The sequence below is a fragment of the Pseudomonas fluorescens genome (assembly GCF_900636825.1).
Lineage (GTDB): Bacteria > Pseudomonadota > Gammaproteobacteria > Pseudomonadales > Pseudomonadaceae > Aquipseudomonas > Aquipseudomonas fluorescens_BG.
On sequence record NZ_LR134318.1, the window covers coordinates 111564 to 137119 of the forward strand.

Below are 25556 nucleotides of genomic sequence, written 5' to 3' on the forward strand. Positions count from 1 at the left end.
CTATGGCACTCGGCCAGCGCGCAAGTTCAGAAGACTAGACCAAACTCAGCTGGCGGCAATCTTGAAGCCGACTTTCAGTGTCACCTGAAAATGCGCCACTTGGCCGTTTTCGATGTGGCCACGAGTTTCGGTCACTTCAAACCATTCAAGATTACGCAGGGTTTTGTTGGCTTCAGCCAATGCGTTATTGATGGCTTCTTCGATGCTCGTGGTGGACGAACCGACCAGCTCGACTTTTTTGTACGTGTGATGCTCACTCATGACGATCTCCTGGGTTGGAACGACGTGTGAAATTCAGCCTAGCAGGCAATTGCACTGTTGATTTCGTTGCCGCTGCGCTGCCGAAGTTCAGAATTTCTGCACTTTCTCGAAGTGCTGAAGTCCCAACCAACACACGCCACTCATCACCAATGCAGGAGAGCCACCATGGCCAACACCTCTTTACGTAAAGCCTCGTTGCAAAGCATGGAAGCCGAGATCGAGAGTCTGCTCAAGTCGCTGGAAGGCTTGAAAGGCGATGCTTCCGACGAGTCGCGCAAAACCCTCAAGGCGCTGAAAAGCAATGCTGAAAGTGCGCTGAAACATTCGCGCCACTTGCTCAGCGACGCCTATGAAGAAGTCAAAGTGAAAACCCGCGAAACCGGGATCGCTACCCGTGATTACGCGCAGGAACACCCATGGACCACGGCCGGCGTGGCTGTCGGTGCAATCGGTCTGCTGGCTGCTTACTTTTTGTTCAAACGCGGCGAGTGATCAGTCTGGCGCAGCTCGTTCTTGAGCCACTGCGCCAGTTGCCGGGCGCGCCCATCCGCGGCGCGCTTGGGTAGCCACAACGCCAGTTGCGCCGAGGTTTCACAAAACCCCCACGGCGCAACCAGGCGACCCGCCTTCAGATCTTCCGCGACCAGCGGCTCCGGCGCGATCGCCACGCCGAGACCAGCCACCGCTGCTTCCAGCAAATAATACAAATGCTCGAAACCTTGCCCGAGCTTCAACGCCTTGGTGTCGAGGTCATTCTGCTGCGCCCAGCTCGGCCACGCCTGTGGACGGGAAGTGGTGTGCAACAAGGGCTCGGCGAGCAATTCTGCTGCCGCCGCAGCGCGCAGCGTCTGGTAGCCGCTGAACAACGGGCTCATCACTGGGCCGATACGTTCCGCCGCCAGTTCGTAGACCTGCATATCGGCCGGCCACGGTGGCTCGGCGAACAGCAACAGCGCGTCGAGTCCCGGACGGCGAGGATCGAGATCGCCTTCACCGGCAGACAGGTGCAGACGCAAATCCGGCAGGTCGGCATTCAGTCGCCCCAGGCGCGGAATAAACCAACGCGCCAGCAGACTCCCCGAACAACCCAGCACGAACGGCGCATCCGCTGTGCTTTGCATGAGTTCGGCGCAAACGCTGCGCAGCCGATCGAACGCTTCACCGCTGGCATCACGCAGACGCGCGCCGGCATCTGTGAGTTTCAAGCCGCGTCCGTCCTTGACGAACAGGCTCACGCCGAGATGTTCTTCAAGTGTTTTCAGCTGGCGGCTGACCGCGCCGTGAGTGACATGCAGCTGTTCGGCAGCCTGACTTACGCTGTTAAGGCGAGCGGTGGCCTCGAAGGCGCGCAAGGCATTTAGCGGGGGAAGGTCATGGCTCATGGTATCTGTGAGTTTTCCTGACAGGTTGTGGCGATCTTATCGGTTTTCAGCCTGGATCGGCAGGGGTAGAGTGGTCGTCATTGTCTTTCGACGCGAATTCACCTGGAGCACCCCATGACCCAGACTTCGAACACTTCTGATCTGCGCAACGGCCCTGACGTCAACGGCCTGTTCGGCGCGTTCGGTGGCCGCTATGTGGCCGAAACCCTGATGCCGTTGATCCTCGACCTGGCCCGCGAATATGAAGCGGCCAAGGAAGATCCGGCGTTCAAGAAAGAACTGGCCTACTTCCAGCGTGATTATGTCGGACGTCCGAGCCCGCTGTATTTCGCCGAGCGTCTGACCGAGTTCTGCGGCGGCGCAAAGATCTACCTCAAGCGTGAAGAGCTCAACCACACCGGCGCGCACAAGATCAACAACTGCATCGGCCAGATCCTGCTGGCGCGGCGCATGGGCAAGAAGCGCATCATTGCCGAGACCGGCGCCGGCATGCACGGCGTGGCCACGGCTACCGTTGCTGCGCGTTTCGGGCTTGATTGTGTGATCTACATGGGCACCACTGACATCGAACGTCAGCAGGCCAACGTGTTCCGCATGAAGTTGCTCGGCGCTGAAGTGATTCCGGTGGTTGCCGGCACCGGCACCCTGAAAGATGCGATGAACGAAGCCCTGCGTGACTGGGTGACCAACGTCGACAATACTTTTTACCTGATCGGCACGGTGGCCGGCCCGCACCCTTATCCAGCGATGGTTCGCGACTTCCAGGCCGTCATCGGCAAGGAAACCCGCGATCAGTTGCAAGCGCAGGAAGGTCGTCTGCCTGACAGCCTGGTGGCATGCATCGGTGGCGGTTCCAACGCGATGGGCCTGTTCCACCCGTTCCTGGATGACAAAAGCGTCGAAATCATCGGTGTCGAAGCGGCAGGCTACGGCATTGAAACCGGCAAACACGCAGCCAGCCTCAATGGCGGGGTTCCGGGTGTGTTGCACGGCAACCGCACCTTCCTGCTGCAGGACGACGACGGCCAGATCATCGACGCCCACTCGATTTCCGCCGGCCTCGACTATCCGGGCATCGGCCCTGAGCATGCATGGTTGCATGACATCGGCCGCGTCCAGTACACCTCCGTGACTGACGACGAAGCTCTCGAAGCGTTTCATAAATGCTGCCGCCTGGAAGGGATCATTCCAGCGCTGGAAAGCGCCCACGCCTTGGCTGAAGTATTCAAACGCGCACCGAAGCTGCCGAAGGATCACCTGATGGTGGTCAACCTGTCGGGCCGTGGCGACAAAGATATGCAAACCGTCATGCACCATATGGAAAGCGCTCAACAAGAGCCATCCAAGCAGGAGAAACACTGATGAGCCGCCTGCAGACCCGTTTTGCCGACCTCAAGGAACAGAATCGCGCCGCGCTAGTGACCTTCGTCACCGCCGGTGATCCGGATTACGACACCTCGCTGGCGATCCTCAAGGGCTTGCCGCAGGCGGGGGCGGACGTGATCGAGTTGGGTATGCCGTTCACCGACCCCATGGCTGATGGTCCGGCCATTCAATTGGCCAACATCCGAGCCTTGGGCGCCAAACAGAACCTGGCGAAAACCCTGCAAATGGTTCGCGAATTCCGCCAAGGCAATAGCGACACGCCGCTGGTGCTGATGGGTTACTTCAACCCGATCCACATGTACGGTGTGGCTCGTTTCATTGCTGACGCAAAAGAGGCCGGCGTCGACGGTCTGATCGTGGTCGACATGCCACCTGAGCATAATGAAGAACTGTGCGATCCGGCGCAGGCGGCCGGTCTGGACTTCATCCGTCTGACCACACCGACCACCGACGATGCGCGCCTGCCACGGGTGCTCAACGGCAGTTCCGGTTTCGTTTACTACGTTTCGGTGGCTGGTGTGACCGGTGCCGGTGCTGCGACTCTGGAGCACGTTGAAGAAGCGGTGACTCGCCTGCGTCGCCATACCGATCTGCCGATCAGCATCGGCTTTGGCATCCGTACGCCGGAGCAAGCGGCGGCCATTGCGCGTCTGGCAGATGGTGTCGTGGTGGGCTCGGCGTTGATCGATCATATCGCCAACGCGACCACCCCCGCTCAGGCCATCGACGGCGTGTTGAGCCATTGCGCGGCGCTGTCCGAAGGCGTGCGTAAGGCCCGCGTCAGCCAGTAAAAGGCGCAGTCAAAAGATCGTCCGAATGCGGCCGCGTTCGGACGATCTTTTGCTTTCAGGGCAACTCCAGTCCGCCTGAAGCCTTGTGCAACTGGCGCAGATGCGCGCCAATCTGTTTAACGTTCTCCTCGCTGGCGGCAATCTCGGCGGCACGTTTTGGCTCCAGCAATTTACGGACTTCTGCGTCCAGATCACCGGAAAGTGCCAGCAGCTTTTTCTGCCGTTGACTGCTTTCATCCTCCAGCCGCTTGAATTCACTCGGCTGCGGCAATCCATAGCCTTTGGAGTCAAGCAGCTCCGCCGGACGGCTTAGGAATCCGCTGTTGGCGAGAATTTCCTGCAAAGTCGCGTTGGCCTTGTCCATGCCACCGTTCTCCAGCTCTCGGGCTCCGAGGTAGCGCTGCTTCACCTCATCTTGAGCCAACAGCAATTGGCGGCGATAACTCGCTTGTTCGAGCAACAGCAACGCCGCGCTGGTTCGCAGATCCGCGCGTGCGAACCACTCCCGACGCTCTTGGGCAGTGAGCGAGAGCCATTCTTCGACGGTGGTCTGTTTGATCGGCAGCTGCTTTTTCAACACATCGAACATCGCCTGATAGCGATCGCGGAACGAGTCGAAGCGGTAACCCAGACGCAGCGCTTCTTTCGGATCGTCCAGCACGCTGGTATCCGCCAGGCCGCGCCCCTTCATCACCTCCAGCAAGCCGTTGGGCATGATGCTGTCGAGGCCGACGAACTGAGTGTTGTTACTGCCGCTGCGCAACAGTTTCAGGCCTTCCACTGCGCAATTGTTGGAAAGGAAAAAGTAGTTGCCGTCGTAGCTCCAATGCATTTCGGCCGCGTGTTCGACCACGCCTTCAATTTCCTCCCGTGACAGATTCAGCGGCACTGAAGCGAGGCTACGCAATTCGGTCTTGGTGTATTCGTCGATCACTTGCGCGAGTGGCAATACGAACAGCCGCGACGGATATTTGCCGACCAGTCCGTCCCAGCTCGACAACTGCACATCGCCAACGAACGCACGATACGAGAGCACCAGATGCTGATCCAGATCGAGCCGGCAATCCGGGCCGCGCGGGCGACCGGGGGCGCAGATCACCAGGCGCAGCATGCTGTGGCCCCAGCGGCTGACCCAGTTCTGGTTGGCCTCCGCCAGCAGGTAATCGACGGCGTACACGCGCTCAGGGTCAACCTGCCCCAAAGGTTGTTTGGCGAAGTCGTTCCCGGCATTGAGAAACGCGAACGTCTTGCTGCAAGTGTCCTTGGCCGGCGGTGCCCAATCGAAGTGCTGCTGGTAATAGCGGTAAAGCGCGGGTCGGCGGCAGGCGTAACTTGGATCGAGGAGAAAATACTCCATGTTGACCGCAACGAATTCTTTGGAACTGGAGATCTCGTAAAGATCCGGGCTGCGGGCAATTTGTCGATTGTGCTGCTCGCGCTCGCCACGGCGGCCAACGTATTGCTGCCAACCGGCGAGGTCGAGCAGGCGCGGATCATCGCTGAGGCTGAAGCGCCGGCCGTTCTGCCCGCGACATTCATCGGGAATACCGATCAGCCCGGCGCTGTTGAACCGGCGCGTGCAGCGCTGAATCAACGTGCGCTCGGCATCTGGCCATAGCCGCGCCCGATCGTAGATATGGGTAATTTCATGCAGCACGGTGGCGAGCAATTCCTGGCGCACCGTGCCGTGCGGGCGATTGGTTTTTTCTCTGGCGGCGCTGCCGTCGGTGAGACCGGCGAGCAGCTTGCGATTCAGATCGAGTTCGGAAACCAGCGTGGCCTGGCCATAAGCGTTACCGGGCATGTCATCGGTCCAGCCGACATCGATGCGTCGATCCAGCCGTTCGATAAAACTCGGTGGCAACTTCGCCATCGCCTCATCAATCAGCGCCTGACTGGCGTGTTGTTGAGCGGGGCTCAAGCCCTCGGTCTTGAGCCGCAATTGCAGGCCAGCGTTGGCGTTGTTGCCAAGCAGCAACAAAGCCCCGGCCAGCAGCCAGGCGCCGAAACGCCTCACAGTGCGAGGATGGCTTCGGCGAGTACCTGATCACTGGCGTCGCGCGCTTCCGGCACGCGAGCGCGCAAGGTGTTGAGGGCGGCTTCCAGGTGAGCGCCACGAATATCGCCATTGCTGGCCACGAAGCTGGCGGCGTCGTCATGGGCTTCGCGGATGATTTTCGAGTCGCGAATCGACGTGGTGGTGTCAGAGGTGAAATCAATGGTGCGCTGGGACGCGCGAACGATGATGTTACTGGTGGCTACCAGGGTGTGCGCCTGGGCCACGTCGGCCAACAAAAACAGGCCAAGGGCGGCAGCAATCAGCGGGCTACGCATGGAACGACTCCAATAGGGCAGTGATAACGGACAGGATGACTATTGGACGAGAATTGCCTCTGCCAGTTCAAGGTCGCTGACATGAAGTTTTGGCCGGGTTTTGCGCAAGTAATGCAGCGCGGATTCAAGCCTTGCGCCTCGCCATTCACCGTCACTGGCGACGAACGCCGCTGCGTCATCTCGGGCGGCGAGCAGCAGTTTACGATCGAAGGGGGCGGAAGACACCATGCTCGTGGCGTACCCGCTGACGACGGTGCCTTGGGTGGAAGCATTGAACGCATCGAAGGCGCCGGCGGACGTGACCCAGCAGGCGGTCAATAAAGCAGAAGTAACAATAAGATTTGGAAGAAAGCGCATGGGACTCGACAACTGTTAGCGAGCCCAAAGGCTAGCGCAATGCCCGAGCCAGAGCCAGCGCCGAAACATCGGGACACGCCGAGCGTGCCCCGTATGCCGCGCGATGGTTTAGATCGTCAGAATGGCTTGGGCCAATTGAGCGTCGGTCGCGTTCAGTTGTGGCGCCTGATGGCGGATGTGATCCAGCGCGCTTTCCAGTTTCACACCGCGAATCTCGCCTTCGCTGGCAACGAAGCTGGCGGCGTCGTCACGGGCGGCGAGGACGATCTTGTCGTCACGGAAGGATGAGGTGACATCGGAAGTGGCATCGGACGAGGATTTGAGAGCACCGACCACAGCATCCGTGGTGACGATGAAGCTGGTAGCGCTGGCGTTGGCGGCTACGGCCAGCAAGGCGGCAGCGCTGAGCAGGCGAAGACGGGACATAAGGTAACTCCTGTGGATAAACCGTTGTGGGAGGTGGCTCGGTATCTGAGGAGTCAGACGCCAGTTGCGCAGCATTCGCCACGTTCTGAACCGATATTAGGCGCAGACCGCTTGGCTCACCAGCTTCGATACAAAACTGTAGGAGCTGCCGAAGGCTGCGATCTTTTGATCTGGGTTTTTAAGATCAAAAGATCGCAGCCTTCGGCAGCTCCTACAACTGTGATGGTTCTTTTTCGGATGACTTGAACTGTAATGGTTTGGCTTTCTGAAGCCCACAACGACAAAACCCGTCGTGGTTTCCCACGACGGGTTTTGTTTTGTTCAATTCGGGTTGCTGGCGGTGGGTCTGAAGACCAGAGCCAGCGACGCTACTTAGCGCCAGAACGGCTTGCTCAGCTCTTCGTAGCGTTGTGCTTCGCTGATACCGGCGTCAGCCAGCAGACGCGAATCCAGACGGGCCAGTTGGTGGCGGCTGGAGATGCGGCGCTGCCACAACATCAGGTTGGCGATAACGCGCAGAGGCAGGGAAGCCTGGGTGTTTACAGCTTTGTCTTCGAAGAACAGTTCGGAACTGAGTGTACGTTCCATGGTTGACATCCTTCCGCTTGTGGCGGGATCAGGTAGTGGTTTGACTGGTGCCCATGATCCTCTCGTTTGCCTAGTCTCTCTAGATACAGTTCAACTGTATTGTGAGTGACCAGTTAACTGTTTATAGGGGGTGTACGGGTCAAAATCGAGCAAACTGTACCTGTGTGCACTCAAGTGGTGCATTTTCGCCTGTTTTAATCGAAACGGTAGGCAAATGCTGTAGGAAATGACCAGTACAGCAGTACAGTTTTTGTAAGGTGAGAGGCTTGCGAAAATCCACTGACGCAAACTGTGTCTGCATCAGCGGTTTATCTGTGTGAATTACACAGCGAGCATGCGACCGGTTTCTTCCAGGTTCATATGCCAGCTCAGCGCTTCCCGCAGGATGTGCGGGGTGTGGCCACCGATTGCACAGGCCGCTGTGAAGTAATCGTTAAGCGCCTGACGGAAGTCCGGGTGCACACAGTTATCGATGATCACCCGCGCACGCTCCCGTGGCGCCAGGCCGCGCAAGTCAGCCAGACCCACTTCGGTCACCAGAATGTCGACGTCATGCTCGGTGTGGTCAACGTGGCTGACCATCGGCACCACGCTGGAAATTGCGCCGCCCTTGGCGATCGACTTGGTCACGAACACCGCCAGATGCGCATTGCGCGCGAAGTCGCCCGAACCACCAATGCCGTTCATCATCCGCGTGCCGCAGACGTGGGTGGAGTTGACGTTGCCGTAGATATCGAACTCCAGCGCCGTGTTGATGCCGATGATGCCCAGACGTCGCACCACCTCCGGGTGGTTGGAGATCTCTTGCGGACGCAGCACCAATTTGTCCTTGTACTTCTCAAGGTTGCCGAACACGTCGCTGTTGCGCCGCTCCGACAGGGTAATCGAGCTGCCCGAAGCAAAGCTCAGCTTGCCGGCATCGATGAGATCGAAAGTCGAGTCCTGCAGCACTTCGGAGTACATGGTCAGGTCTTCAAATGGCGAATCGATCAAGCCGCACATCACCGCGTTGGCAATGTTGCCAATCCCCGCCTGCAAAGGGCCGAGCTTATTGGTCATGCGCCCGGCAGCGACTTCCTCTTTAAAGAAGGTGATCAGGTGCTCGGCGATGGCGTTAGTGTCCACATCGGGCGTCGATACGGTGGACGGCGAGTCCGATTGCTGGGTAATGACGATGGCGACGATCTTCTCCGGCGGAATCGGAATCGCCGTACTGCCGATGCGGTCGTCGACTTTCACCAGCGGGATCGGCGTGCGTGTCGGGCGATACGTAGGGATATAGATGTCGTGCAGGCCTTCGAGGTTGGCGTTGTGCGCCAGATTGATCTCGACGATCACCTGCTTGGCGAAAATCGCAAAGCTCGCCGAGTTGCCCACCGAGGTGGTCGGCACGATGTGGCCTTGTTCTGTGATCGCCACGGCTTCGATGACTGCGATATCCGGCAGCTTCAATTGCTGATTGCGCAGTTGCTCAACGGTTTCCGACAGGTGCTGGTCGATGAACATCACCTGGCCGGCGTTGATCGCCTTGCGCAAGGTGCTATCGACCTGAAAGGGCATGCGTCGCGACAGCACGCCGGCTTCGGTCAGTTGCTTGTCGAGGTCGTTGCCGAGGCTGGCGCCGGTCATCAGGCTGATTTGCAACGGCGTGACCTTGGCGCGCTCGGCCAGTGCGTGAGGAACGGCTTTGGCTTCGCCGGCACGGGTGAAACCGCTCATGCCGACGGTCATGCCATCTTCAATCAAAGCGGCGGCGTCGGCGGCGCTCATCACTTTATCCAACAACGAAGGCAGGCGAATACGGTCACGGTACATGGATTATTATCTCGGGAAGCGAGTAGCAGGATGCGCAGTCTAGTGAATTCGACGGGCGCCTGTCCCGCTACGAAGGTCGCAAACGAGGCCTCTATTGCGCGGGTTTCCAGCAAAACACCGTTACCGGATCGGCAACAACGCGGCAAATTGTCCGGCGCTTTGCGCAAACAAAAACGCCCCGACAAGTCGGGGCGTTCGGTATTGCGGCGCTGAGTTACTCGACCGCTTTGACCATATCTTCGATGACTTTCTTCGCGTCGCCGAAGACCATCATGGTCTTGTCCAGATAGAACAGTTCGTTGTCCAGGCCGGCATAGCCGCTAGCCATCGAGCGCTTGTTGACGATGATGGTCTTGGCTTTGAACGCTTCGAGAATCGGCATACCGGCAATCGGCGACTTCGGATCGTTCTTCGCCGCCGGGTTGACCACGTCGTTTGCACCGAGCACCAGCACCACGTCGGCCTGGCCGAACTCCGAGTTGATGTCTTCCATCTCGAACACCTGATCGTAAGGCACTTCGGCCTCGGCGAGCAGGACGTTCATGTGGCCAGGCATACGGCCGGCAACCGGGTGAATCGCGTACTTCACGGTCACGCCACGGTGGGTCAGCTTCTCGGTCAGCTCTTTTAGCGCATGTTGTGCACGCGCTACCGCCAGGCCGTAACCCGGCACGATGATCACGGTGTCGGCGTTGGTCAGCAGGAAAGTTGCGTCGTCAGCCGAGCCGGATTTAACCGGGCGCGCTTCTTTTGCACCGGCCGGGCCAGCATCCGCCGTATTGCCGAAACCGCCGAGCAGTACATTAAAGAATGAACGGTTCATCGCCTTGCACATGATGTACGAGAGGATCGCGCCGCTCGAACCTACCAGCGAGCCGGCAATGATCAGCATCGAGTTGTTCAGCGAGAAGCCGATACCCGCCGCCGCCCAGCCCGAATAGCTGTTGAGCATCGAGACCACCACCGGCATGTCCGCGCCGCCGATCGGGATGATGATCAGCACGCCCATCACGAACGCCAGCGCCAGCATCAGCGCGAACGCGGTGAGGTTGCCGGTGAACATGAAGGTCAGACCGAGTGCCAGCGTCGCCAGGCCCAGCACGGCATTGAGCTTGTGCTGACCGGCAAATTGTACCGGTGCGCCCTGGAACAGACGGAACTTGTACTTGCCCGACAGCTTGCCGAAGGCAATCACCGAACCTGAGAAAGTGATTGCACCGATCGCCGCACCGAGGAACAGCTCCAGACGGTTGCCTGCCGGAATCGAGTCGCCCAGCTGTTTAACGATACCCAGCGATTGCGGCTCAACCACGGCGGCGATGGCAATGAACACCGCCGCCAGGCCGATCATGCTGTGCATGAACGCGACCAGTTCCGGCATCTTGGTCATTTCAACGCGTTTGGCCATGATCGAACCGGCAGTGCCGCCGACCAGCAGGCCGACGGTCACGTAGCCGATGCCGGCGGTCGCGAGCTCTGCGCCCAGCTTATAGATGAGACCGACCGTGGTGATGATGGCCAGCGCCATGCCGAGCATGCCGAACAGATTGCCGCGCCGCGAAGTGGTCGGGTGCGACAGGCCTTTGAGAGCCTGGATGAAGCAGATCGACGCGATCAGGTAGAGCGTCGTGACGAGATTCATGCTCATTACTTCGGCGCCTCTTCTTTTACTTTCGGGGCTTTCTTCTTGAACATCTCAAGCATGCGGCGGGTAACCAGGAAGCCACCGAACACGTTGACCGCGGCCAGCGCCACGGCGAGAGTGCCCATGGTTTTGCCCAATGGCGTGACGGTCAATGCGGCGGCAAGCATGGCGCCGACAATGACGATCGCCGAAATGGCGTTGGTTACCGCCATCAAGGGTGTATGCAGCGCAGGCGTTACGTTCCAGACCACGTGGTAGCCGACGTAAATCGCCAGCACGAAGATGATCAGGTTGTAGATACCGGGGGAGATAAGCTCTTCCATCGTCTGAATCCCTGCTTAGGCGTTTTTGCGGATGACTTGGCCGTCGCGGCACATCAGGCACGCGGCGACAATGTCGTCTTCGAGGTTGACGTCGAACTGGCCTTCTTTGGTGAAGACCAGCTTGAGGAAGTCCAGCAGGTTGCGCGCGTACAGTGCCGAGGCATCTGCAGCGACTTCACCGGCCAGGTTGGTCGGGCCGCAAATGGTCACGCCATTCTCGATCACAACCTGATCAGCCACCGTCAGCGGGCAGTTGCCACCCTGAGCGGCGGCGAGGTCGATGACGACCGAGCCCGGTTTCATCTGCGCCACGGTTTCTGCGCTCAACAGCGTCGGCGCCTTGCGGCCGGGAATCAGTGCAGTGGTGATAACGATGTCCGCCTGCTTCGCGCGTTCGTGCACAGCCTGGGCCTGACGCTGCATCCAGCTCGCCGGCATCGGCCTGGCGTAACCGCCGACACCGACGGCGCATTCGCGCTCTTCATCGGTCTCGTAAGGCACATCGACGAACTTGGCGCCGAGGGATTCGATCTGCTCTTTCACCGCCGGACGCACATCAGAGGCTTCAATCACCGCACCCAGACGTTTCGCCGTGGCAATCGCCTGCAATCCGGCAACGCCGGCGCCGAGAATCAGCACACGCGCCGCTTTCACGGTGCCCGCAGCGGTCATCAGCATTGGCATGAAGCGCGGATAGTGGTGGGCGGCCAGCAACACAGCCTTATAGCCAGCAATGTTCGCCTGCGAGGACAACACATCGAGACTCTGCGCCCGGGAAGTACGCGGCGCGGCTTCGAGGGCGAACGCGGTAATGCCGCACTCGGCCATCTTCGCGATGGCGTCGTTGTTGAACGGGTTGAGCATGCCCACCAGCACCGTACCGCGCTTGATCAGCGTCAGTTCGGCATCGCTTGGGGCGACCACTTTGAGAATCAGCTCGGCGCCAAACGCATCATTGGCGCTGCCAATGGTTGCGCCTGCCGCTTCATACGCACTGTCGACCACACTGGCTTTAACGCCGGCGCCGGTTTGCACAGTGACCTTATGACCTTGGCTGATCAGCTTTTTAATGGTTTCCGGGGTTGCAGCAACCCGTGTTTCACCGGTCTGGGTTTCGAGAGGAACACCAATGTGCACGTCAAATCTCCTGCGTGATCTTATTGAGTAAACCCAGGCACTGCGGATGGTGCGACTGGGGCGGCCGATCAGCACGATCCCGCCAAATCAGGGCGGGGCGCGGCATTTTGCAGGCGAACTTTAAGCCCTTCAAGGGATTATGACGGGTGACGGAAAATTAACTACAAGTCATGCCGTGACCGAATGTCGCAGATGGCCAGCCGAAACCCTTGCAGGCCGTGCCTTAGAAGGATTTTGGCCGAATATGGAAAAATTTCTCATCGGTGGCGTGAATAGACAGTAATACGTCGTCCGTGAAGGCTCAAAGCCACGTCCTCAGGCGCTTGTAGGACGTCTGTACGACTTTCGGATACAGTCTGTCGAATTGCGACAATTACTTATATCTGTAGGGCTTTGTTTTTCCTGACTACGGGGTTAGTTATCGCGGTAAGCCTTTATTCTTCTAGGTTGTAGCTCTGCGCCTGATTTACCAACCAGTCGCGAAATGCTTTTAACGACGCTGATTCGACCTTTCGCTCCGGAATCATCAGGTAATAAGCCTTGATGCTCGAAAGGGCCTGGGGGTTGGCGATCACCAGTCTTTTCTCGGCCAACTCCCGCTGAATCAGGAACGGCGGAATCAGCGCTACGCCCATGTCGTGCATGGCGGCCTGGGCAAGCATGGAGAATAGCTCGTAGCGCGGGCCGGTCATGTCGCGCGGGACATTCAGCTGTTGCGAGTTGAACCACTGACGCCACGCATACGGGCGGGTGGTCTGTTGCAGCAGGGGCAGTTCGGCAATGTGATCAGCAGTCAGATGCGTTCTTTTGCCGAGTAGGGATGGGCTGCAAACGGGCATCGGATTTTCCCCCATCAACCTGTGGGATTCAGTACCCGACCAATCCGCATCGCCGAAGTAGATCGCTGCATCGAATTCAGTGTCGGCAAACAGGAAGGGGCGGGTGCGGTTGGTCAGGTTGACCGTGACTTCCGGGTGCTTGAGCTGGAAATCCTTGAGGCGCGGCAGCAGCCATTGGGTGCCGAAGGTTGGCACCACCGCCAGTTCAATCACATTGGTGCCTTGTTGGCCCATCACGGAGAGGGTGTCGCGCTCCACGGCATCCAACTGAGTCGCCACTCGGCGACTGTACGAAAGGCCGGCTTCGGTCAGCTTTACTCCGCGGCGTGAACGTCGGAACAGCTCCACGCTCAGGAAGTCCTCAAGACCGGCGATCTGTCGGCAGATGGCGCCTTGAGTGAGGGAAAGTTCTTCGGCAGCGCGAGTAAAACTCTCGTGCCGTGCAGCCGCTTCGAAGCTGATCAGCGCCGCGGTACTGGGAATCTTCCTGCGCATGTACTTGAACCTCACTAATGCGCCGCATAGATGGCATCGGCCGACGTTTCGGAGTGAGAAATTAGCACAACAGAATGCAAAATCCTCGTTTGCCGCGACCGCTAACCGCGCCTACGATCAGTGCCACGTTATTTCAGCTGATTTGCGAGGGCACACTCATGGGCGGTAAAGCTAGCTTCAACTGGATCGATCCTCTTTTGCTGGATCAACAACTCACTGAAGAGGAGCGCATGATTCGCGATACCGCCGAGCAATTCGCTCAACAGAGTCTGGCGCCGCGTGTCCTCGAAGCTTTCCGCCATGAGAAAACCGATCCGGCGATTTTCCGCGAAATGGGGGAGGTCGGCCTGCTGGGCGCGACCATTCCCGAGCAGTACGGTGGCAGTGGTCTCAACTATGTCAGCTACGGTCTGATAGCCCGCGAAGTCGAACGAGTCGACTCCGGCTACCGCTCGATGATGAGCGTGCAGTCGTCGCTGGTGATGGTGCCGATCAACGAATTCGGCACCGAGGCACAGAAGCAGAAATACCTGCCGAAACTGGCGTCCGGCGAATGGATCGGCTGCTTCGGTCTGACCGAGCCGAACCACGGTTCCGACCCGGGTGCGATGATCACCCGTGCACGCAAAGTCGACGGCGGCTACAGCCTGACTGGCGCGAAAATGTGGATTACCAACAGCCCGATTGCCGATGTGTTTGTGGTGTGGGCCAAAGACGATGCTGGTGATATCCGTGGCTTCGTCCTTGAAAAAGGCTGGAAAGGCCTGAGTGCCCCGGCGATCCACGGCAAGGTTGGGCTGCGCGCATCGATCACTGGTGAGATCGTCATGGACAACGTGTTCGTGCCGGAAGAGAACATCTTCCCGGACGTGCGCGGCTTGAAGGGGCCGTTCACTTGCCTCAACTCTGCGCGTTACGGCATTTCCTGGGGCGCGTTGGGCGCTGCCGAATTCTGCTGGCACACTGCTCGCCAATACACTCTGGACCGTCAGCAGTTCGGTCGCCCATTGGCTGCGACGCAGTTGGTTCAGAAGAAGCTGGCTGACATGCAGACTGAAATCACTTTGGCCCTGCAAGGCTGCCTGCGCCTGGGTCGAATGAAGGATGAAGGCACCGCTGCGGTCGAGATCACTTCGATCATGAAGCGTAACTCCTGCGGCAAATCGCTGGATATCGCCCGCGTGGCGCGTGACATGCTTGGTGGTAACGGTATCTCCGACGAGTTCGGCGTGGCGCGTCACCTCGTCAACCTGGAAGTAGTGAATACCTATGAAGGTACGCACGACGTTCACGCACTGATTCTTGGGCGTGCGCAAACCGGCCTGCAGGCGTTCTATTAATAGGAGAGCGACCATGGGCGCCTTGTCGCATCTGCGGGTACTGGATTTATCGCGAGTGCTGGCCGGGCCGTGGGCCGGGCAGATCCTCGCCGACCTTGGCGCCGAGGTGATCAAGGTCGAGCGCCCCGGCAATGGTGACGACACTCGCGCCTGGGGGCCGCCGTTCCTTAAGGACGCGTACGGTGAGAACACCTCCGAAGCGGCTTATTACCTCTCGGCTAACCGCAACAAGCAATCAGTCACTATCGACTTCACACGCCCTGAGGGGCAGAAGTTGGTGCGCGAGCTGGCAGCAAAGTCGGACATCCTCATCGAGAACTTCAAGGTTGGCGGTCTCGCGGCTTACGGCCTGGATTATGAGTCGCTGAAGGCGATAAATCCGAATCTGATTTACTGCTCGATCACCGGATTCGGCCAGACCGGACCCTATGCCAAGCGTGCGGGTTATGACTTCATGATTCAGGGGCTGGGCGGCTTGATGAGCCTGACCGGTCGACCCGAGGGTGACGAGGGGGCCGGGCCGGTTAAAGTCGGCGTGGCGCTGACGGATATTCTGACCGGGCTGTATTCGACGGTGGCAATTCTGGCGGCGCTGGCTCATCGCGATCATGACGGTGGTGGTCAGCACATTGATATGGCTTTGCTGGACGTGCAGGTTGCATGTCTGGCTAACCAAGCAATGAATTATCTGACTACCGGCAACGCGCCCAAGCGTCTGGGGAATGCACACCCGAACATCGTGCCTTATCAGGACTTTCCTACAGCCGATGGCGATTTCATACTTACCGTGGGTAATGACGGGCAGTTCCGCAAGTTTGCCGAGGTGGCGGGTCAACCCCAGTGGGCTGATGATCCGCGCTTCGCTACCAATAAGCTGCGCGTAGCCAATCGGGCGGTATTGATTCCGCTGATCAGGCAAGCGACCGTGTTCAAAACCACGGCGGAATGGGTAGCGCAACTCGAGCAGGCTGGCGTGCCGTGCGGCCCGATCAACGATCTGTCGCAGGTCTTCGAGGATCCACAGGTGAAGGCGCGTGGTCTGGCAATAGAGCTGCCGCATGCGTTGGCGGGAATGGTCCCGCAGGTGGCCAGCCCTATTCGTCTGTCGCAGACCCCGGTTGAGTATCGTTTCGCCCCGCCTTTGCTGGGCGAGCATACGCTCGAAGTCTTGCAGAGCGTGTTGGGTTTGAGTGCGGCTGCGGTGGCGGATTTGAGAGAGGGTGGGGTTCTGTGACAAACCCTTCTATATAGAAGGCGCTTTTTTCTCGCGATTGGTCGTTTTTTAGTCAATGTGCAAGTCATTGAAACAAAAGCGAAATTAACGGTTGACTGCAGATTTCAGATGTCTATAATTCGCCCCACTTCCGGCGCAGTCGAAACGGAAAACTCCTTGAGATTCAACGAGTTACGAAGTTTTCGGCAGTAGGTTGCTTCAGTTCATCGAAGCCAGAAGGAAGTTGAAAAAGAGGTGTTGACAGCAGCGTGTAACGCTGTAGAATTCGCCTCCCGCTGACGAGAGATCGGAAGCGCAAGTGGTTGAAGTTGTTGAAGAATTCTTCGAAAACTTCTGAAAATAATCACTTGACAGCAAATGACGCTGCTGTAGAATGCGCGCCTCGGTTGAGACGAAAGATCTTAACCAACCGCTCTTTAACAACTGAATCAAGCAATTCGTGTGGGTGCTTGTGGAGTCAGACTGATAGTCAACAAGATTATCAGCATCACAAGTTACTCCGCGAGAAATCAAAGATGTAACCAACGATTGCTGAGCCAAGTTTAGGGTTTCTTAAAAACCCAAAGATGTTTGAACTGAAGAGTTTGATCATGGCTCAGATTGAACGCTGGCGGCAGGCCTAACACATGCAAGTCGAGCGGATGAAAGGAGCTTGCTCCTGGATTCAGCGGCGGACGGGTGAGTAATGCCTAGGAATCTGCCTGGTAGTGGGGGACAACGTTTCGAAAGGAACGCTAATACCGCATACGTCCTACGGGAGAAAGCAGGGGACCTTCGGGCCTTGCGCTATCAGATGAGCCTAGGTCGGATTAGCTAGTTGGTGAGGTAATGGCTCACCAAGGCGACGATCCGTAACTGGTCTGAGAGGATGATCAGTCACACTGGAACTGAGACACGGTCCAGACTCCTACGGGAGGCAGCAGTGGGGAATATTGGACAATGGGCGAAAGCCTGATCCAGCCATGCCGCGTGTGTGAAGAAGGTCTTCGGATTGTAAAGCACTTTAAGTTGGGAGGAAGGGCAGTAAATTAATACTTTGCTGTTTTGACGTTACCGACAGAATAAGCACCGGCTAACTCTGTGCCAGCAGCCGCGGTAATACAGAGGGTGCAAGCGTTAATCGGAATTACTGGGCGTAAAGCGCGCGTAGGTGGTTCGTTAAGTTGAATGTGAAATCCCCGGGCTCAACCTGGGAACTGCATCCAAAACTGGCGAGCTAGAGTATGGTAGAGGGTGGTGGAATTTCCTGTGTAGCGGTGAAATGCGTAGATATAGGAAGGAACACCAGTGGCGAAGGCGACCACCTGGACTGATACTGACACTGAGGTGCGAAAGCGTGGGGAGCAAACAGGATTAGATACCCTGGTAGTCCACGCCGTAAACGATGTCAACTAGCCGTTGGGAGCCTTGAGCTCTTAGTGGCGCAGCTAACGCATTAAGTTGACCGCCTGGGGAGTACGGCCGCAAGGTTAAAACTCAAATGAATTGACGGGGGCCCGCACAAGCGGTGGAGCATGTGGTTTAATTCGAAGCAACGCGAAGAACCTTACCAGGCCTTGACATCCAATGAACTTTCCAGAGATGGATTGGTGCCTTCGGGAACATTGAGACAGGTGCTGCATGGCTGTCGTCAGCTCGTGTCGTGAGATGTTGGGTTAAGTCCCGTAACGAGCGCAACCCTTGTCCTTAGTTACCAGCACGTTATGGTGGGCACTCTAAGGAGACTGCCGGTGACAAACCGGAGGAAGGTGGGGATGACGTCAAGTCATCATGGCCCTTACGGCCTGGGCTACACACGTGCTACAATGGTCGGTACAAAGGGTTGCCAAGCCGCGAGGTGGAGCTAATCCCATAAAACCGATCGTAGTCCGGATCGCAGTCTGCAACTCGACTGCGTGAAGTCGGAATCGCTAGTAATCGTGAATCAGAATGTCACGGTGAATACGTTCCCGGGCCTTGTACACACCGCCCGTCACACCATGGGAGTGGGTTGCACCAGAAGTAGCTAGTCTAACCTTCGGGAGGACGGTTACCACGGTGTGATTCATGACTGGGGTGAAGTCGTAACAAGGTAGCCGTAGGGGAACCTGCGGCTGGATCACCTCCTTAATCGACGACATCAGCTGCTCCATGAGCTCCCACACGAATTGCTTGATTCATTGAAGAAGACGATAGAAGCAGCTTTAAGCTCCAAGCTGATAGCTCTGAGCTAACAGTTACAAGCTCGAAATTGGGTCTGTAGCTCAGTTGGTTAGAGCGCACCCCTGATAAGGGTGAGGTCGGCAGTTCGAATCTGCCCAGACCCACCAATTTTGTTATGGGGCCATAGCTCAGCTGGGAGAGCGCCTGCCTTGCACGCAGGAGGTCAGCGGTTCGATCCCGCTTGGCTCCACCATAAACTGCTTCGCACGTTTGAGAGTTTAGAAATGAATATTCGCTCTGAATATTGATTTCTAGTCTTTTGACTAGATCGTTCTTTAAAAATTTGGGTATGTGATAGAAAGATAGACTGGACGTTACTTTCACTGGTAACGGATCAGGCTAAGGTAAAATTTGTGAGTTCTCTTAATTGAGAAATTCGAATTTTCGGCGAATGTCGTCTTCACAGTATAACCAGATTGCTTGGGGTTATATGGTCAAGTGAAGAAGCGCATACGGTGGATGCCTTGGCAGTCAGAGGCGATGAAAGACGTGGTAGCCTGCGAAAAGCTTCGGGGAGTCGGCAAACAGACTTTGATCCGGAGATGTCTGAATGGGGGAACCCAGCCATCATAAGATGGTTATCTTGTACTGAATACATAGGTGCAAGAGGCGAACCAGGGGAACTGAAACATCTAAGTACCCTGAGGAAAAGAAATCAACCGAGATTCCCTTAGTAGTGGCGAGCGAACGGGGACTAGCCCTTAAGTGGCTTTGAGATTAGCGGAACGCTCTGGAAAGTGCGGCCATAGTGGGTGATAGCCCTGTACGCGAAAATCTCTTGGTCATGAAATCGAGTAGGACGGAGCACGAGAAACTTTGTCTGAATATGGGGGGACCATCCTCCAAGGCTAAATACTACTGACTGACCGATAGTGAACTAGTACCGTGAGGGAAAGGCGAAAAGAACCCCGGAGAGGGGAGTGAAATAGATCCTGAAACCGTATGCGTACAAGCAGTGGGAGCAGACTTTGTTCTGTGACTGCGTACCTTTTGTATAATGGGTCAGCGACTTATTTTCAGTGGCGAGCTTAACCGAATAGGGGAGGCGTAGCGAAAGCGAGTCTTAATAGGGCGTCTAGTCGCTGGGAATAGACCCGAAACCGGGCGATCTATCCATGGGCAGGTTGAAGGTTGGGTAACACTAACTGGAGGACCGAACCGACTACCGTTGAAAAGTTAGCGGATGACCTGTGGATCGGAGTGAAAGGCTAATCAAGCTCGGAGATAGCTGGTTCTCCTCGAAAGCTATTTAGGTAGCGCCTCATGTATCACTGTAGGGGGTAGAGCACTGTTTCGGCTAGGGGGTCATCCCGACTTACCAAACCGATGCAAACTCCGAATACCTACAAGTGCCGAGCATGGGAGACACACGGCGGGTGCTAACGTCCGTCGTGAAAAGGGAAACAACCCAGACCGTCAGCTAAGGTCCCAAAGTTATGGTTAAGTGGGAAACGATGTGGGAAGGCTTAGACAGCTAGGAGGTTGGCTTAGAAGCAGCCACCCTTTAAAGAAAGCGTAATAGCTCACTAGTCGAGTCGGCCTGCGCGGAAGATGTAACGGGGCTCAAACCATACACCGAAGCTACGGGTATCACCTTCGGGTGATGCGGTAGAGGAGCGTTCTGTAAGCCTGTGAAGGTGAGTTGAGAAGCTTGCTGGAGGTATCAGAAGTGCGAATGCTGACATGAGTAACGACAATGGGTGTGAAAAACACCCACGCCGAAAGACCAAGGTTTCCTGCGCAACGTTAATCGACGCAGGGTTAGTCGGTCCCTAAGGCGAGGCTGAAAAGCGTAGTCGATGGAAAACAGGTTAATATTCCTGTACTTCTGGTTATTGCGATGGAGGGACGGAGAAGGCTAGGCCAGCTTGGCGTTGGTTGTCCAAGTTTAAGGTGGTAGGCTGAGATCTTAGGTAAATCCGGGATCTTAAGGCCGAGAGCTGATGACGAGTTACCCTTTGGGTGACGAAGTGGTTGATGCCATGCTTCCAAGAAAAGCTTCTAAGCTTCAGGTAACCAGGAACCGTACCCCAAACCGACACAGGTGGTTGGGTAGAGAATACCAAGGCGCTTGAGAGAACTCGGGTGAAGGAACTAGGCAAAATGGCACCGTAACTTCGGGAGAAGGTGCGCCGGTGAGGGTGAAGGACTTGCTCCGTAAGCTCATGCCGGTCGAAGATACCAGGCCGCTGCGACTGTTTATTAAAAACACAGCACTCTGCAAACACGAAAGTGGACGTATAGGGTGTGACGCCTGCCCGGTGCCGGAAGGTTAATTGATGGGGTTAGCTAACGCGAAGCTCTTGATCGAAGCCCCGGTAAACGGCGGCCGTAACTATAACGGTCCTAAGGTAGCGAAATTCCTTGTCGGGTAAGTTCCGACCTGCACGAATGGCGTAACGATGGCGGCGCTGTCTCCACCCGAGACTCAGTGAAATTGAAATCGCTGTGAAGATGCAGTGTATCCGCGGCTAGACGGAAAGACCCCGTGAACCTTTACTATAGCTTTGCACTGGACTTTGAATTTGCTTGTGTAGGATAGGTGGGAGGCTTTGAAGCGTGGACGCCAGTTCGCGTGGAGCCATCCTTGAAATACCACCCTGGCAACTTTGAGGTTCTAACTCAGGTCCGTTATCCGGATCGAGGACAGTGTATGGTGGGTAGTTTGACTGGGGCGGTCTCCTCCTAAAGAGTAACGGAGGAGTACGAAGGTGCGCTCAGACCGGTCGGAAATCGGTCGTAGAGTATAAAGGCAAAAGCGCGCTTGACTGCGAGACAGACACGTCGAGCAGGTACGAAAGTAGGTCTTAGTGATCCGGTGGTTCTGTATGGAAGGGCCATCGCTCAACGGATAAAAGGTACTCCGGGGATAACAGGCTGATACCGCCCAAGAGTTCATATCGACGGCGGTGTTTGGCACCTCGATGTCGGCTCATCACATCCTGGGGCTGAAGCCGGTCCCAAGGGTATGGCTGTTCGCCATTTAAAGTGGTACGCGAGCTGGGTTTAGAACGTCGTGAGACAGTTCGGTCCCTATCTGCCGTGGACGTTTGAGATTTGAGAGGGGCTGCTCCTAGTACGAGAGGACCGGAGTGGACGAACCTCTGGTGTTCCGGTTGTCACGCCAGTGGCATTGCCGGGTAGCTATGTTCGGGAAAGATAACCGCTGAAAGCATCTAAGCGGGAAACTTGCCTCAAGATGAGATCTCACTGGAACCTTGAGTTCCCTGAAGGGCCGTCGAAGACTACGACGTTGATAGGTTGGGTGTGTAAGCGCTGTGAGGCGTTGAGCTAACCAATACTAATTGCCCGTGAGGCTTGACCATATAACACCCAAGCAATTTGCGTCGGCTCTGTAAACCAGAGCAACCAGATTGCGGTGTGTGAAGACGAAACGAACCGAAAGTTCGAAACGCACAAACACCTAGCTGTCACATACCCGATTTGCTGAAGCGAGGCCAGCTGGCCACGGTTCGGTACCCGAATTTCTTGACGACCATAGAGCGTTGGAACCACCTGATCCCATCCCGAACTCAGCAGTGAAACGATGCATCGCCGATGGTAGTGTGGGGTTTCCCCATGTGAGAGTAGGTCATCGTCAAGATTAAATTCCGAAACCCCAATTGCGAAAGCAGTTGGGGTTTTGTTTTAAGTAGAAGTAACCGTTTTTGCTGGCTTGTTACCGTGTTGACGGGCCAGAAACAGAATTTCTTGACGACCATAGAACATTGGAACCACCTGATCCCATCCCGAACTCAGCAGTGAAACGATGCATCGCCGATGGTAGTGTGGGGTTTCCCCATGTGAGAGTAGGTCATCGTCAAGATTAAATTCCGAAACCCCAATTGCGAAAGCAGTTGGGGTTTTGTTTTAAGTAGAAGTAACCGTTTTTGCTGGCTTGTTACCGTGTTGACGGGCCAGAAACAGAATTTCTTGACGACCATAGAACATTGGAACCACCTGATCCCATCCCGAACTCAGAAGTGAAACGATGTATCGCCGATGGTAGTGTGGGGTTTCCCCATGTGAGAGTAGGTCATCGTCAAGATTAAATTCCGAAACCCCTGTCTGCTAACGCAGACAGGGGTTTTGTCATTTCAGGGGTCAGCTTGACCTTCAGTAAAGCGCTCGATGCATTTGCCAATGCGTTGAGCCTGCCATTTGCGTCCCTGGACGCGATACTCACCCTGTAACGCCGGCGATTCATCTACCTCACGAATTAGCACCCGGTAAAGCGTGATTGAAAACCAGCATGCTTCCGGTTGCACCGCCATCAGTAAGCGCACCGCAGGGCCCAACACGATATGGCGCTGCAGAAAAACCAGAAATGCACGCACTGAAAGTTTCACCCATAAAAAAAGCCAGCGCCTGAAATTCAGGCGCTGGCTTTTTCATGCACCAGTCAACAGGCTCAGAATTGGTAGCTGACCGTCGCCGCGACGTTGCGCTCTTCGCCCATGTAGCAGAAGTTCAGACTCGCGCACGAAGCCACGTAGGACTCGTTGGTCAAATTATTCGCATTAAGTCGAATATCGACACCTTTCAAGCCGACCTTGCCCAAGTCATAGCCAATCGATGCGTCAAACAATGTGTAGGACGGCACCTTCAGGGTGTTTTCAGCATCCGCCCAGCTGTAGCCGACATATCGCACCCCCCCGCCCAGGCGCAAACCATCGAGCGCCGCACTGTCGAACGCGTAGTCAGCCCACAATGACGCCATGTGCCGAGGAGCCTGCGTTGGTGAGTTACCCTTGTTCTCGATCACGGCGGTCGGGGTGCTCAACGTGCTGATCATCGACTTCGAATACTCAATGTCAGTGAACGTGTAGCTGCCAAGGACTTTGAGATTATCGGTCAATTGCATGTGCGCCTCGAGCTCCAGTCCCTGAGATCGGACGGCGCCGACAGCGCGATAGAAGTTTTCCTGCGGCAGTTTGGTCGCCAGGTTCTCTTGGTCGATACGGAACAGTGATGCAGTGAACAAGTTGTCCGTCCCTGGCGGTTGGTATTTCAGACCGAATTCCCACTGCGTGCCGTCGGTTGGGGCCAAAGGATTGCCAGCGCTGTCAGCATAGGAGTTGGGGTTGAACGACTCCGAATAGCTGAGGTACGGCGCTAGCCCGTTATCGAACAGATACAACGCACCCGCGCGACCGGTCAGTTTGGTACGGCGATCATTGATTTCGGTACCCAGCGGGCGCTCAGCCTCGGCAAGCCGATTTTCGTCAGAGGTTTCGACCCAATCCTGACGCAGGCCTAGTGAGAAGCGCCACTTGTCCATCTCGATCAAGTCTTGCAGGTAAACGCCGGTCTGTTCCAGACGGCGCAGGTAACTGGTCTCGCTGTACATATCGATCGCCGAATTGCCGTACACCGGCTTGAATGCATTGATCGGCGCGAGGCCGCCGCTGGTCCAGTCGACCACCGTTTTTCGGCGCTGATAATCCGCTCCCAGCAATACCGTGTGCTTGGTCGCACCGGTGAAGAATTCAGCCTGAAGCATGTTGTCGACAATGAAGGCATGCAGGCGCTCATCACCACCGGTGTAGTAACGGTTCAATTCATTACTGGTCGGTGACGTCCAGCCATAGGCATAGACCTGATCCATATTCACTTTTGAGTCGAGGTAGCGCAGGTTCTGGCGGGCGGTGAAGACATCGTTGAAGCGGTGCTCGAACTGGTATCCAAACGATTGTTGGTCACGCGAATAACCATCAATCCCCGGTTCGCCTTCGAAAAAATGTTCGGAGATGCGGTTGCCGTTGCGCTGATGAATCGTGCCATCGGCAGGCACACCACCGTGGTAGCCGCCGTCCGGATCATGTTGCAGATAAGCCTGCAGCGTCAGCGAGGTGTCTTCACTAAAATCGATACTCAGCGTTGGTGCAAGGGCGAAGCGCTTTTCCTTGTTGTGGTCGAATTGCGTGTCGGACTGATCCGTTAGTCCGGTCAGACGATAGGCAATGCGCTTGTCGTCATCAACCGGGCCGCTGAAGTCAAAACCGACCCCTCGCTGACCCTGTGTGCCAACCGTGGCCTGCACTTGGTGATAAGCCTCGTAAAGCGGTTTTTTGCTGGTCAGCGCCACCAGACCGCCCGGTGAACTGCGGCCGTACAACACCGAAGACGGCCCTTTGAGAATGTCCACGCGTTCGAGGAAATACGGGTCGACCTGCAGCGTGCTGTAGGTGCCGCTGTCACCCATCGACTTAAGACCGTCGAGGTAGATATTGTCCACCGAGCCATCATTGAAACCGCGCATGGCGACATAGTCGTAACGGTGCGTTGCGCCGTACGGGTTGGTCAGCACACCGGGCGCGTAACGCATCGCCTGCGAGACGGTTTTTGAACCTTGGTCGTCCATTTGCTCGCGCGTGACCACGGAGACGCTCTGCGAGGTTTCCAGCAATGCGGTACTGGTTTTGGTGGCGATCTGGCTGTGCGTGGCGTTGTAGCCGTCCACGCTGCCCAGCGCGTTGCCGAGTGCGAAGCCTTTGATATCAGTGGTTGGCAGCGCGAGTGCTGCGGTTTCGGCGATCGGTCTGAGAACGTAGCTGCTGCCATCCTGACTGACCGCTTCCAGTCCGGAACCGCCGAGCAAATGGCTCAGTGCCTGAGCGTTGGAGTACTCACCCTGCACACCCGGTGATCGCCGTCCCTCAGTCTGTTGTGGGGTCGTTGCCAAGGTGATGTTGGCCTGGCGCGCGAACTGGTTCAGCGCTTCAGCTAGCGGACCGGCGGCAATGTTGAAACGCTGGCCGACTTCAATATCAAGCGTGTCGGCAGCGATGCTCAGGCTCGGCGTAGCCGCCATGCCCAACGCTGTAGAAAACAGTGCCGCTCGAACGGCGTGGCGTAAGTGGCTCGATTCACAAGTGAATTTCAGACGGTTCTTACAGGTGGCGCGGACAGTCATCGTGGGATTCCGTAGGAAGTCGCAAACGCTTGGGTTGAAGTGCTTAATGACCAAGCCGGACTCACGCTAAAAAACCGCCAAAAAA

19 protein-coding genes, 2 tRNA genes and 5 rRNA genes are annotated in these 25556 nt (G+C 56.7%); 12 read left to right on the forward strand and 14 right to left on the reverse strand.

Going from position 1 to position 25556, the window contains the following annotated elements; genetic code table 11:
* Positions 1 to 45: 45 nt before the first annotated feature.
* The gene (locus EL257_RS00550) at positions 46 to 261 is read right to left on the reverse strand and encodes a dodecin (protein ID WP_126358884.1); all 216 of its coding nucleotides are present in this window, start codon (positions 259 to 261) and stop codon (positions 46 to 48) included.
* Positions 262 to 426: 165 nt separating this feature from the next.
* Here EL257_RS00550 and EL257_RS00555 point away from each other — a divergent pair, with 165 nt between their 5' ends.
* Complete coding sequence (locus EL257_RS00555; protein WP_126358886.1) at positions 427 to 753, forward strand: DUF883 family protein; 327 nt, start codon at positions 427 to 429, stop codon at positions 751 to 753.
* Here EL257_RS00555 and EL257_RS00560 read toward each other — a convergent pair.
* Positions 726 to 1643, reverse strand: a complete 918-nt coding sequence (locus tag EL257_RS00560; protein ID WP_126358888.1) for a LysR family transcriptional regulator — start codon at positions 1641 to 1643, stop codon at positions 726 to 728. The two genes, EL257_RS00555 and EL257_RS00560, sit on opposite strands and share 28 nt — an antisense overlap.
* Before the next feature lie 114 nt (positions 1644 to 1757).
* On the opposite strand from EL257_RS00560, the gene trpB reads away from it, so the two are divergent.
* Both trpB and trpA read left to right on the forward strand, forming a co-directional pair.
* A complete protein-coding gene (gene trpB, locus EL257_RS00565) occupies positions 1758 to 3005 on the forward strand; it encodes a tryptophan synthase subunit beta (protein ID WP_126358890.1) in 1248 nt (415 codons plus the stop codon).
* Positions 3005 to 3820: a tryptophan synthase subunit alpha gene (gene trpA, locus EL257_RS00570; protein WP_126358892.1), complete on the forward strand. Its 816-nt coding sequence runs from the start codon at positions 3005 to 3007 to the stop codon at positions 3818 to 3820. Before trpB ends, trpA begins: the two co-directional genes overlap by 1 nt.
* Positions 3821 to 3875: 55 nt before the next feature.
* Here trpA and EL257_RS00575 read toward each other — a convergent pair whose 3' ends face one another.
* From EL257_RS00575 to EL257_RS00625, 10 genes are all read right to left on the reverse strand, one after another.
* The gene (locus EL257_RS00575; RefSeq protein ID WP_126358894.1) at positions 3876 to 5837 is read right to left on the reverse strand and encodes a DUF4105 domain-containing protein; all 1962 of its coding nucleotides are present in this window, start codon (positions 5835 to 5837) and stop codon (positions 3876 to 3878) included.
* Positions 5834 to 6154, reverse strand: a complete 321-nt coding sequence (locus EL257_RS00580) for a DUF2388 domain-containing protein (RefSeq protein WP_126358896.1) — start codon at positions 6152 to 6154, stop codon at positions 5834 to 5836. Before EL257_RS00580 ends, EL257_RS00575 begins: the two co-directional genes overlap by 4 nt.
* A 39-nt stretch (positions 6155 to 6193) precedes the next feature.
* A complete protein-coding gene (locus EL257_RS00585) occupies positions 6194 to 6511 on the reverse strand; it encodes a DUF2388 domain-containing protein (RefSeq protein WP_126358898.1) in 318 nt (105 codons plus the stop codon).
* 108 nt (positions 6512 to 6619) lie between these two features.
* The gene (locus EL257_RS00590) at positions 6620 to 6937 is read right to left on the reverse strand and encodes a DUF2388 domain-containing protein (protein WP_007953908.1); all 318 of its coding nucleotides are present in this window, start codon (positions 6935 to 6937) and stop codon (positions 6620 to 6622) included.
* Positions 6938 to 7309: 372 nt separating this feature from the next.
* Positions 7310 to 7525 (reverse strand): DUF1127 domain-containing protein, encoded by a 216-nt coding sequence (locus EL257_RS00600; RefSeq protein WP_007911656.1) that lies wholly within the window; start codon positions 7523 to 7525, stop codon positions 7310 to 7312.
* A gap of 321 nt (positions 7526 to 7846) precedes the next feature.
* Positions 7847 to 9340: an acetyl-CoA hydrolase/transferase family protein gene (locus EL257_RS00605; protein WP_126358902.1), complete on the reverse strand. Its 1494-nt coding sequence runs from the start codon at positions 9338 to 9340 to the stop codon at positions 7847 to 7849.
* 214 nt (positions 9341 to 9554) lie between these two features.
* Positions 9555 to 10988 carry an NAD(P)(+) transhydrogenase (Re/Si-specific) subunit beta gene (locus EL257_RS00610; protein ID WP_126358904.1) on the reverse strand — a complete coding sequence of 478 codons (1434 nt, stop codon included), beginning with the start codon at positions 10986 to 10988 and terminating at the stop codon, positions 9555 to 9557.
* Positions 10988 to 11308 carry an NAD(P) transhydrogenase subunit alpha gene (locus tag EL257_RS00615; RefSeq protein ID WP_003187417.1) on the reverse strand — a complete coding sequence of 107 codons (321 nt, stop codon included), beginning with the start codon at positions 11306 to 11308 and terminating at the stop codon, positions 10988 to 10990. Before EL257_RS00615 ends, EL257_RS00610 begins: the two co-directional genes overlap by 1 nt.
* Positions 11309 to 11323: 15 nt before the next feature.
* A complete protein-coding gene (locus tag EL257_RS00620; protein ID WP_126358906.1) occupies positions 11324 to 12445 on the reverse strand; it encodes a Re/Si-specific NAD(P)(+) transhydrogenase subunit alpha in 1122 nt (373 codons plus the stop codon).
* 434 nt (positions 12446 to 12879) lie between these two features.
* A complete protein-coding gene (locus tag EL257_RS00625; RefSeq protein ID WP_126358908.1) occupies positions 12880 to 13779 on the reverse strand; it encodes a LysR family transcriptional regulator in 900 nt (299 codons plus the stop codon).
* Between the two features lie 158 nt (positions 13780 to 13937).
* On the opposite strand from EL257_RS00625, the gene EL257_RS00630 reads away from it, so the two are divergent.
* From EL257_RS00630 to rrf (EL257_RS00675), 9 genes are all read left to right on the forward strand, one after another.
* Positions 13938 to 15119: an acyl-CoA dehydrogenase gene (locus EL257_RS00630; protein ID WP_126358910.1), complete on the forward strand. Its 1182-nt coding sequence runs from the start codon at positions 13938 to 13940 to the stop codon at positions 15117 to 15119.
* A 13-nt stretch (positions 15120 to 15132) separates the two neighbouring features.
* Entirely contained in the window at positions 15133 to 16353 is a 1221-nt protein-coding gene (locus EL257_RS00635) for a CaiB/BaiF CoA transferase family protein (protein ID WP_126358912.1), read from the forward strand.
* Between the two features lie 572 nt (positions 16354 to 16925).
* Positions 16926 to 18462, forward strand: a 16S ribosomal RNA gene (locus EL257_RS00645).
* 123 nt (positions 18463 to 18585) lie between these two features.
* Positions 18586 to 18662, forward strand: a tRNA-Ile gene (locus EL257_RS00650).
* Between the two features lie 10 nt (positions 18663 to 18672).
* A tRNA-Ala gene (locus tag EL257_RS00655) sits at positions 18673 to 18748 on the forward strand.
* Between the two features lie 239 nt (positions 18749 to 18987).
* Positions 18988 to 21881, forward strand: a 23S ribosomal RNA gene (locus EL257_RS00660).
* A gap of 162 nt (positions 21882 to 22043) precedes the next feature.
* A 5S ribosomal RNA gene (gene rrf, locus EL257_RS00665) occupies positions 22044 to 22159 on the forward strand.
* Positions 22160 to 22265: 106 nt separating this feature from the next.
* A 5S ribosomal RNA gene (gene rrf / locus EL257_RS00670) occupies positions 22266 to 22381 on the forward strand.
* Positions 22382 to 22487: 106 nt separating this feature from the next.
* Positions 22488 to 22603, forward strand: a 5S ribosomal RNA gene (gene rrf, locus EL257_RS00675).
* The 16S, 23S and 5S rRNA genes sit together here with 2 tRNA genes alongside, the layout of an rRNA operon.
* 49 nt (positions 22604 to 22652) lie before the next feature.
* Here rrf (EL257_RS00675) and EL257_RS00680 read toward each other — a convergent pair.
* Together EL257_RS00680 and EL257_RS00685 are read right to left on the reverse strand one after the other, a co-directional pair.
* On the reverse strand, positions 22653 to 22892 hold the full coding sequence (locus EL257_RS00680; RefSeq protein WP_126358914.1) for a hypothetical protein: 240 nt from the start codon (positions 22890 to 22892) through the stop codon (positions 22653 to 22655).
* A 74-nt stretch (positions 22893 to 22966) separates the two neighbouring features.
* A complete protein-coding gene (locus EL257_RS00685) occupies positions 22967 to 25471 on the reverse strand; it encodes a TonB-dependent siderophore receptor (RefSeq protein WP_126358916.1) in 2505 nt (834 codons plus the stop codon).
* Between the last annotated feature and the right edge of the window lie 85 nt (positions 25472 to 25556).

Bases quoted from the DNA above. Each gene is read 5' to 3' on its own strand.
- EL257_RS00625 (WP_126358908.1), bottom strand. From the start codon at position 13,779: ATGCGCAGGAAGATTCCCAGTACCGCGGCGCTGATCAGCTTCGAAGCG.
- EL257_RS00605 (WP_126358902.1), bottom strand. From the start codon at position 9,340: ATGTACCGTGACCGTATTCGCCTGCCTTCGTTGTTGGATAAAGTGATG.
- EL257_RS00590 (WP_007953908.1), bottom strand. From the start codon at position 6,937: ATGTCCCGTCTTCGCCTGCTCAGCGCTGCCGCCTTGCTGGCCGTAGCC.
- EL257_RS00610 (WP_126358904.1), bottom strand. From the start codon at position 10,988: ATGAGCATGAATCTCGTCACGACGCTCTACCTGATCGCGTCGATCTGC.
- EL257_RS00600 (WP_007911656.1), bottom strand. From the start codon at position 7,525: ATGGAACGTACACTCAGTTCCGAACTGTTCTTCGAAGACAAAGCTGTA.
- trpA (WP_126358892.1), top strand. From the start codon at position 3,005: ATGAGCCGCCTGCAGACCCGTTTTGCCGACCTCAAGGAACAGAATCGC.
- EL257_RS00580 (WP_126358896.1), bottom strand. From the start codon at position 6,154: ATGCGTAGCCCGCTGATTGCTGCCGCCCTTGGCCTGTTTTTGTTGGCC.
- trpB (WP_126358890.1), top strand. From the start codon at position 1,758: ATGACCCAGACTTCGAACACTTCTGATCTGCGCAACGGCCCTGACGTC.
- EL257_RS00635 (WP_126358912.1), top strand. From the start codon at position 15,133: ATGGGCGCCTTGTCGCATCTGCGGGTACTGGATTTATCGCGAGTGCTG.
- EL257_RS00560 (WP_126358888.1), bottom strand. From the start codon at position 1,643: ATGAGCCATGACCTTCCCCCGCTAAATGCCTTGCGCGCCTTCGAGGCC.
- EL257_RS00630 (WP_126358910.1), top strand. From the start codon at position 13,938: ATGGGCGGTAAAGCTAGCTTCAACTGGATCGATCCTCTTTTGCTGGAT.
- EL257_RS00555 (WP_126358886.1), top strand. From the start codon at position 427: ATGGCCAACACCTCTTTACGTAAAGCCTCGTTGCAAAGCATGGAAGCC.
- EL257_RS00585 (WP_126358898.1), bottom strand. From the start codon at position 6,511: ATGCGCTTTCTTCCAAATCTTATTGTTACTTCTGCTTTATTGACCGCC.
- EL257_RS00615 (WP_003187417.1), bottom strand. From the start codon at position 11,308: ATGGAAGAGCTTATCTCCCCCGGTATCTACAACCTGATCATCTTCGTG.
- EL257_RS00685 (WP_126358916.1), bottom strand. From the start codon at position 25,471: ATGACTGTCCGCGCCACCTGTAAGAACCGTCTGAAATTCACTTGTGAA.
- EL257_RS00550 (WP_126358884.1), bottom strand. From the start codon at position 261: ATGAGTGAGCATCACACGTACAAAAAAGTCGAGCTGGTCGGTTCGTCC.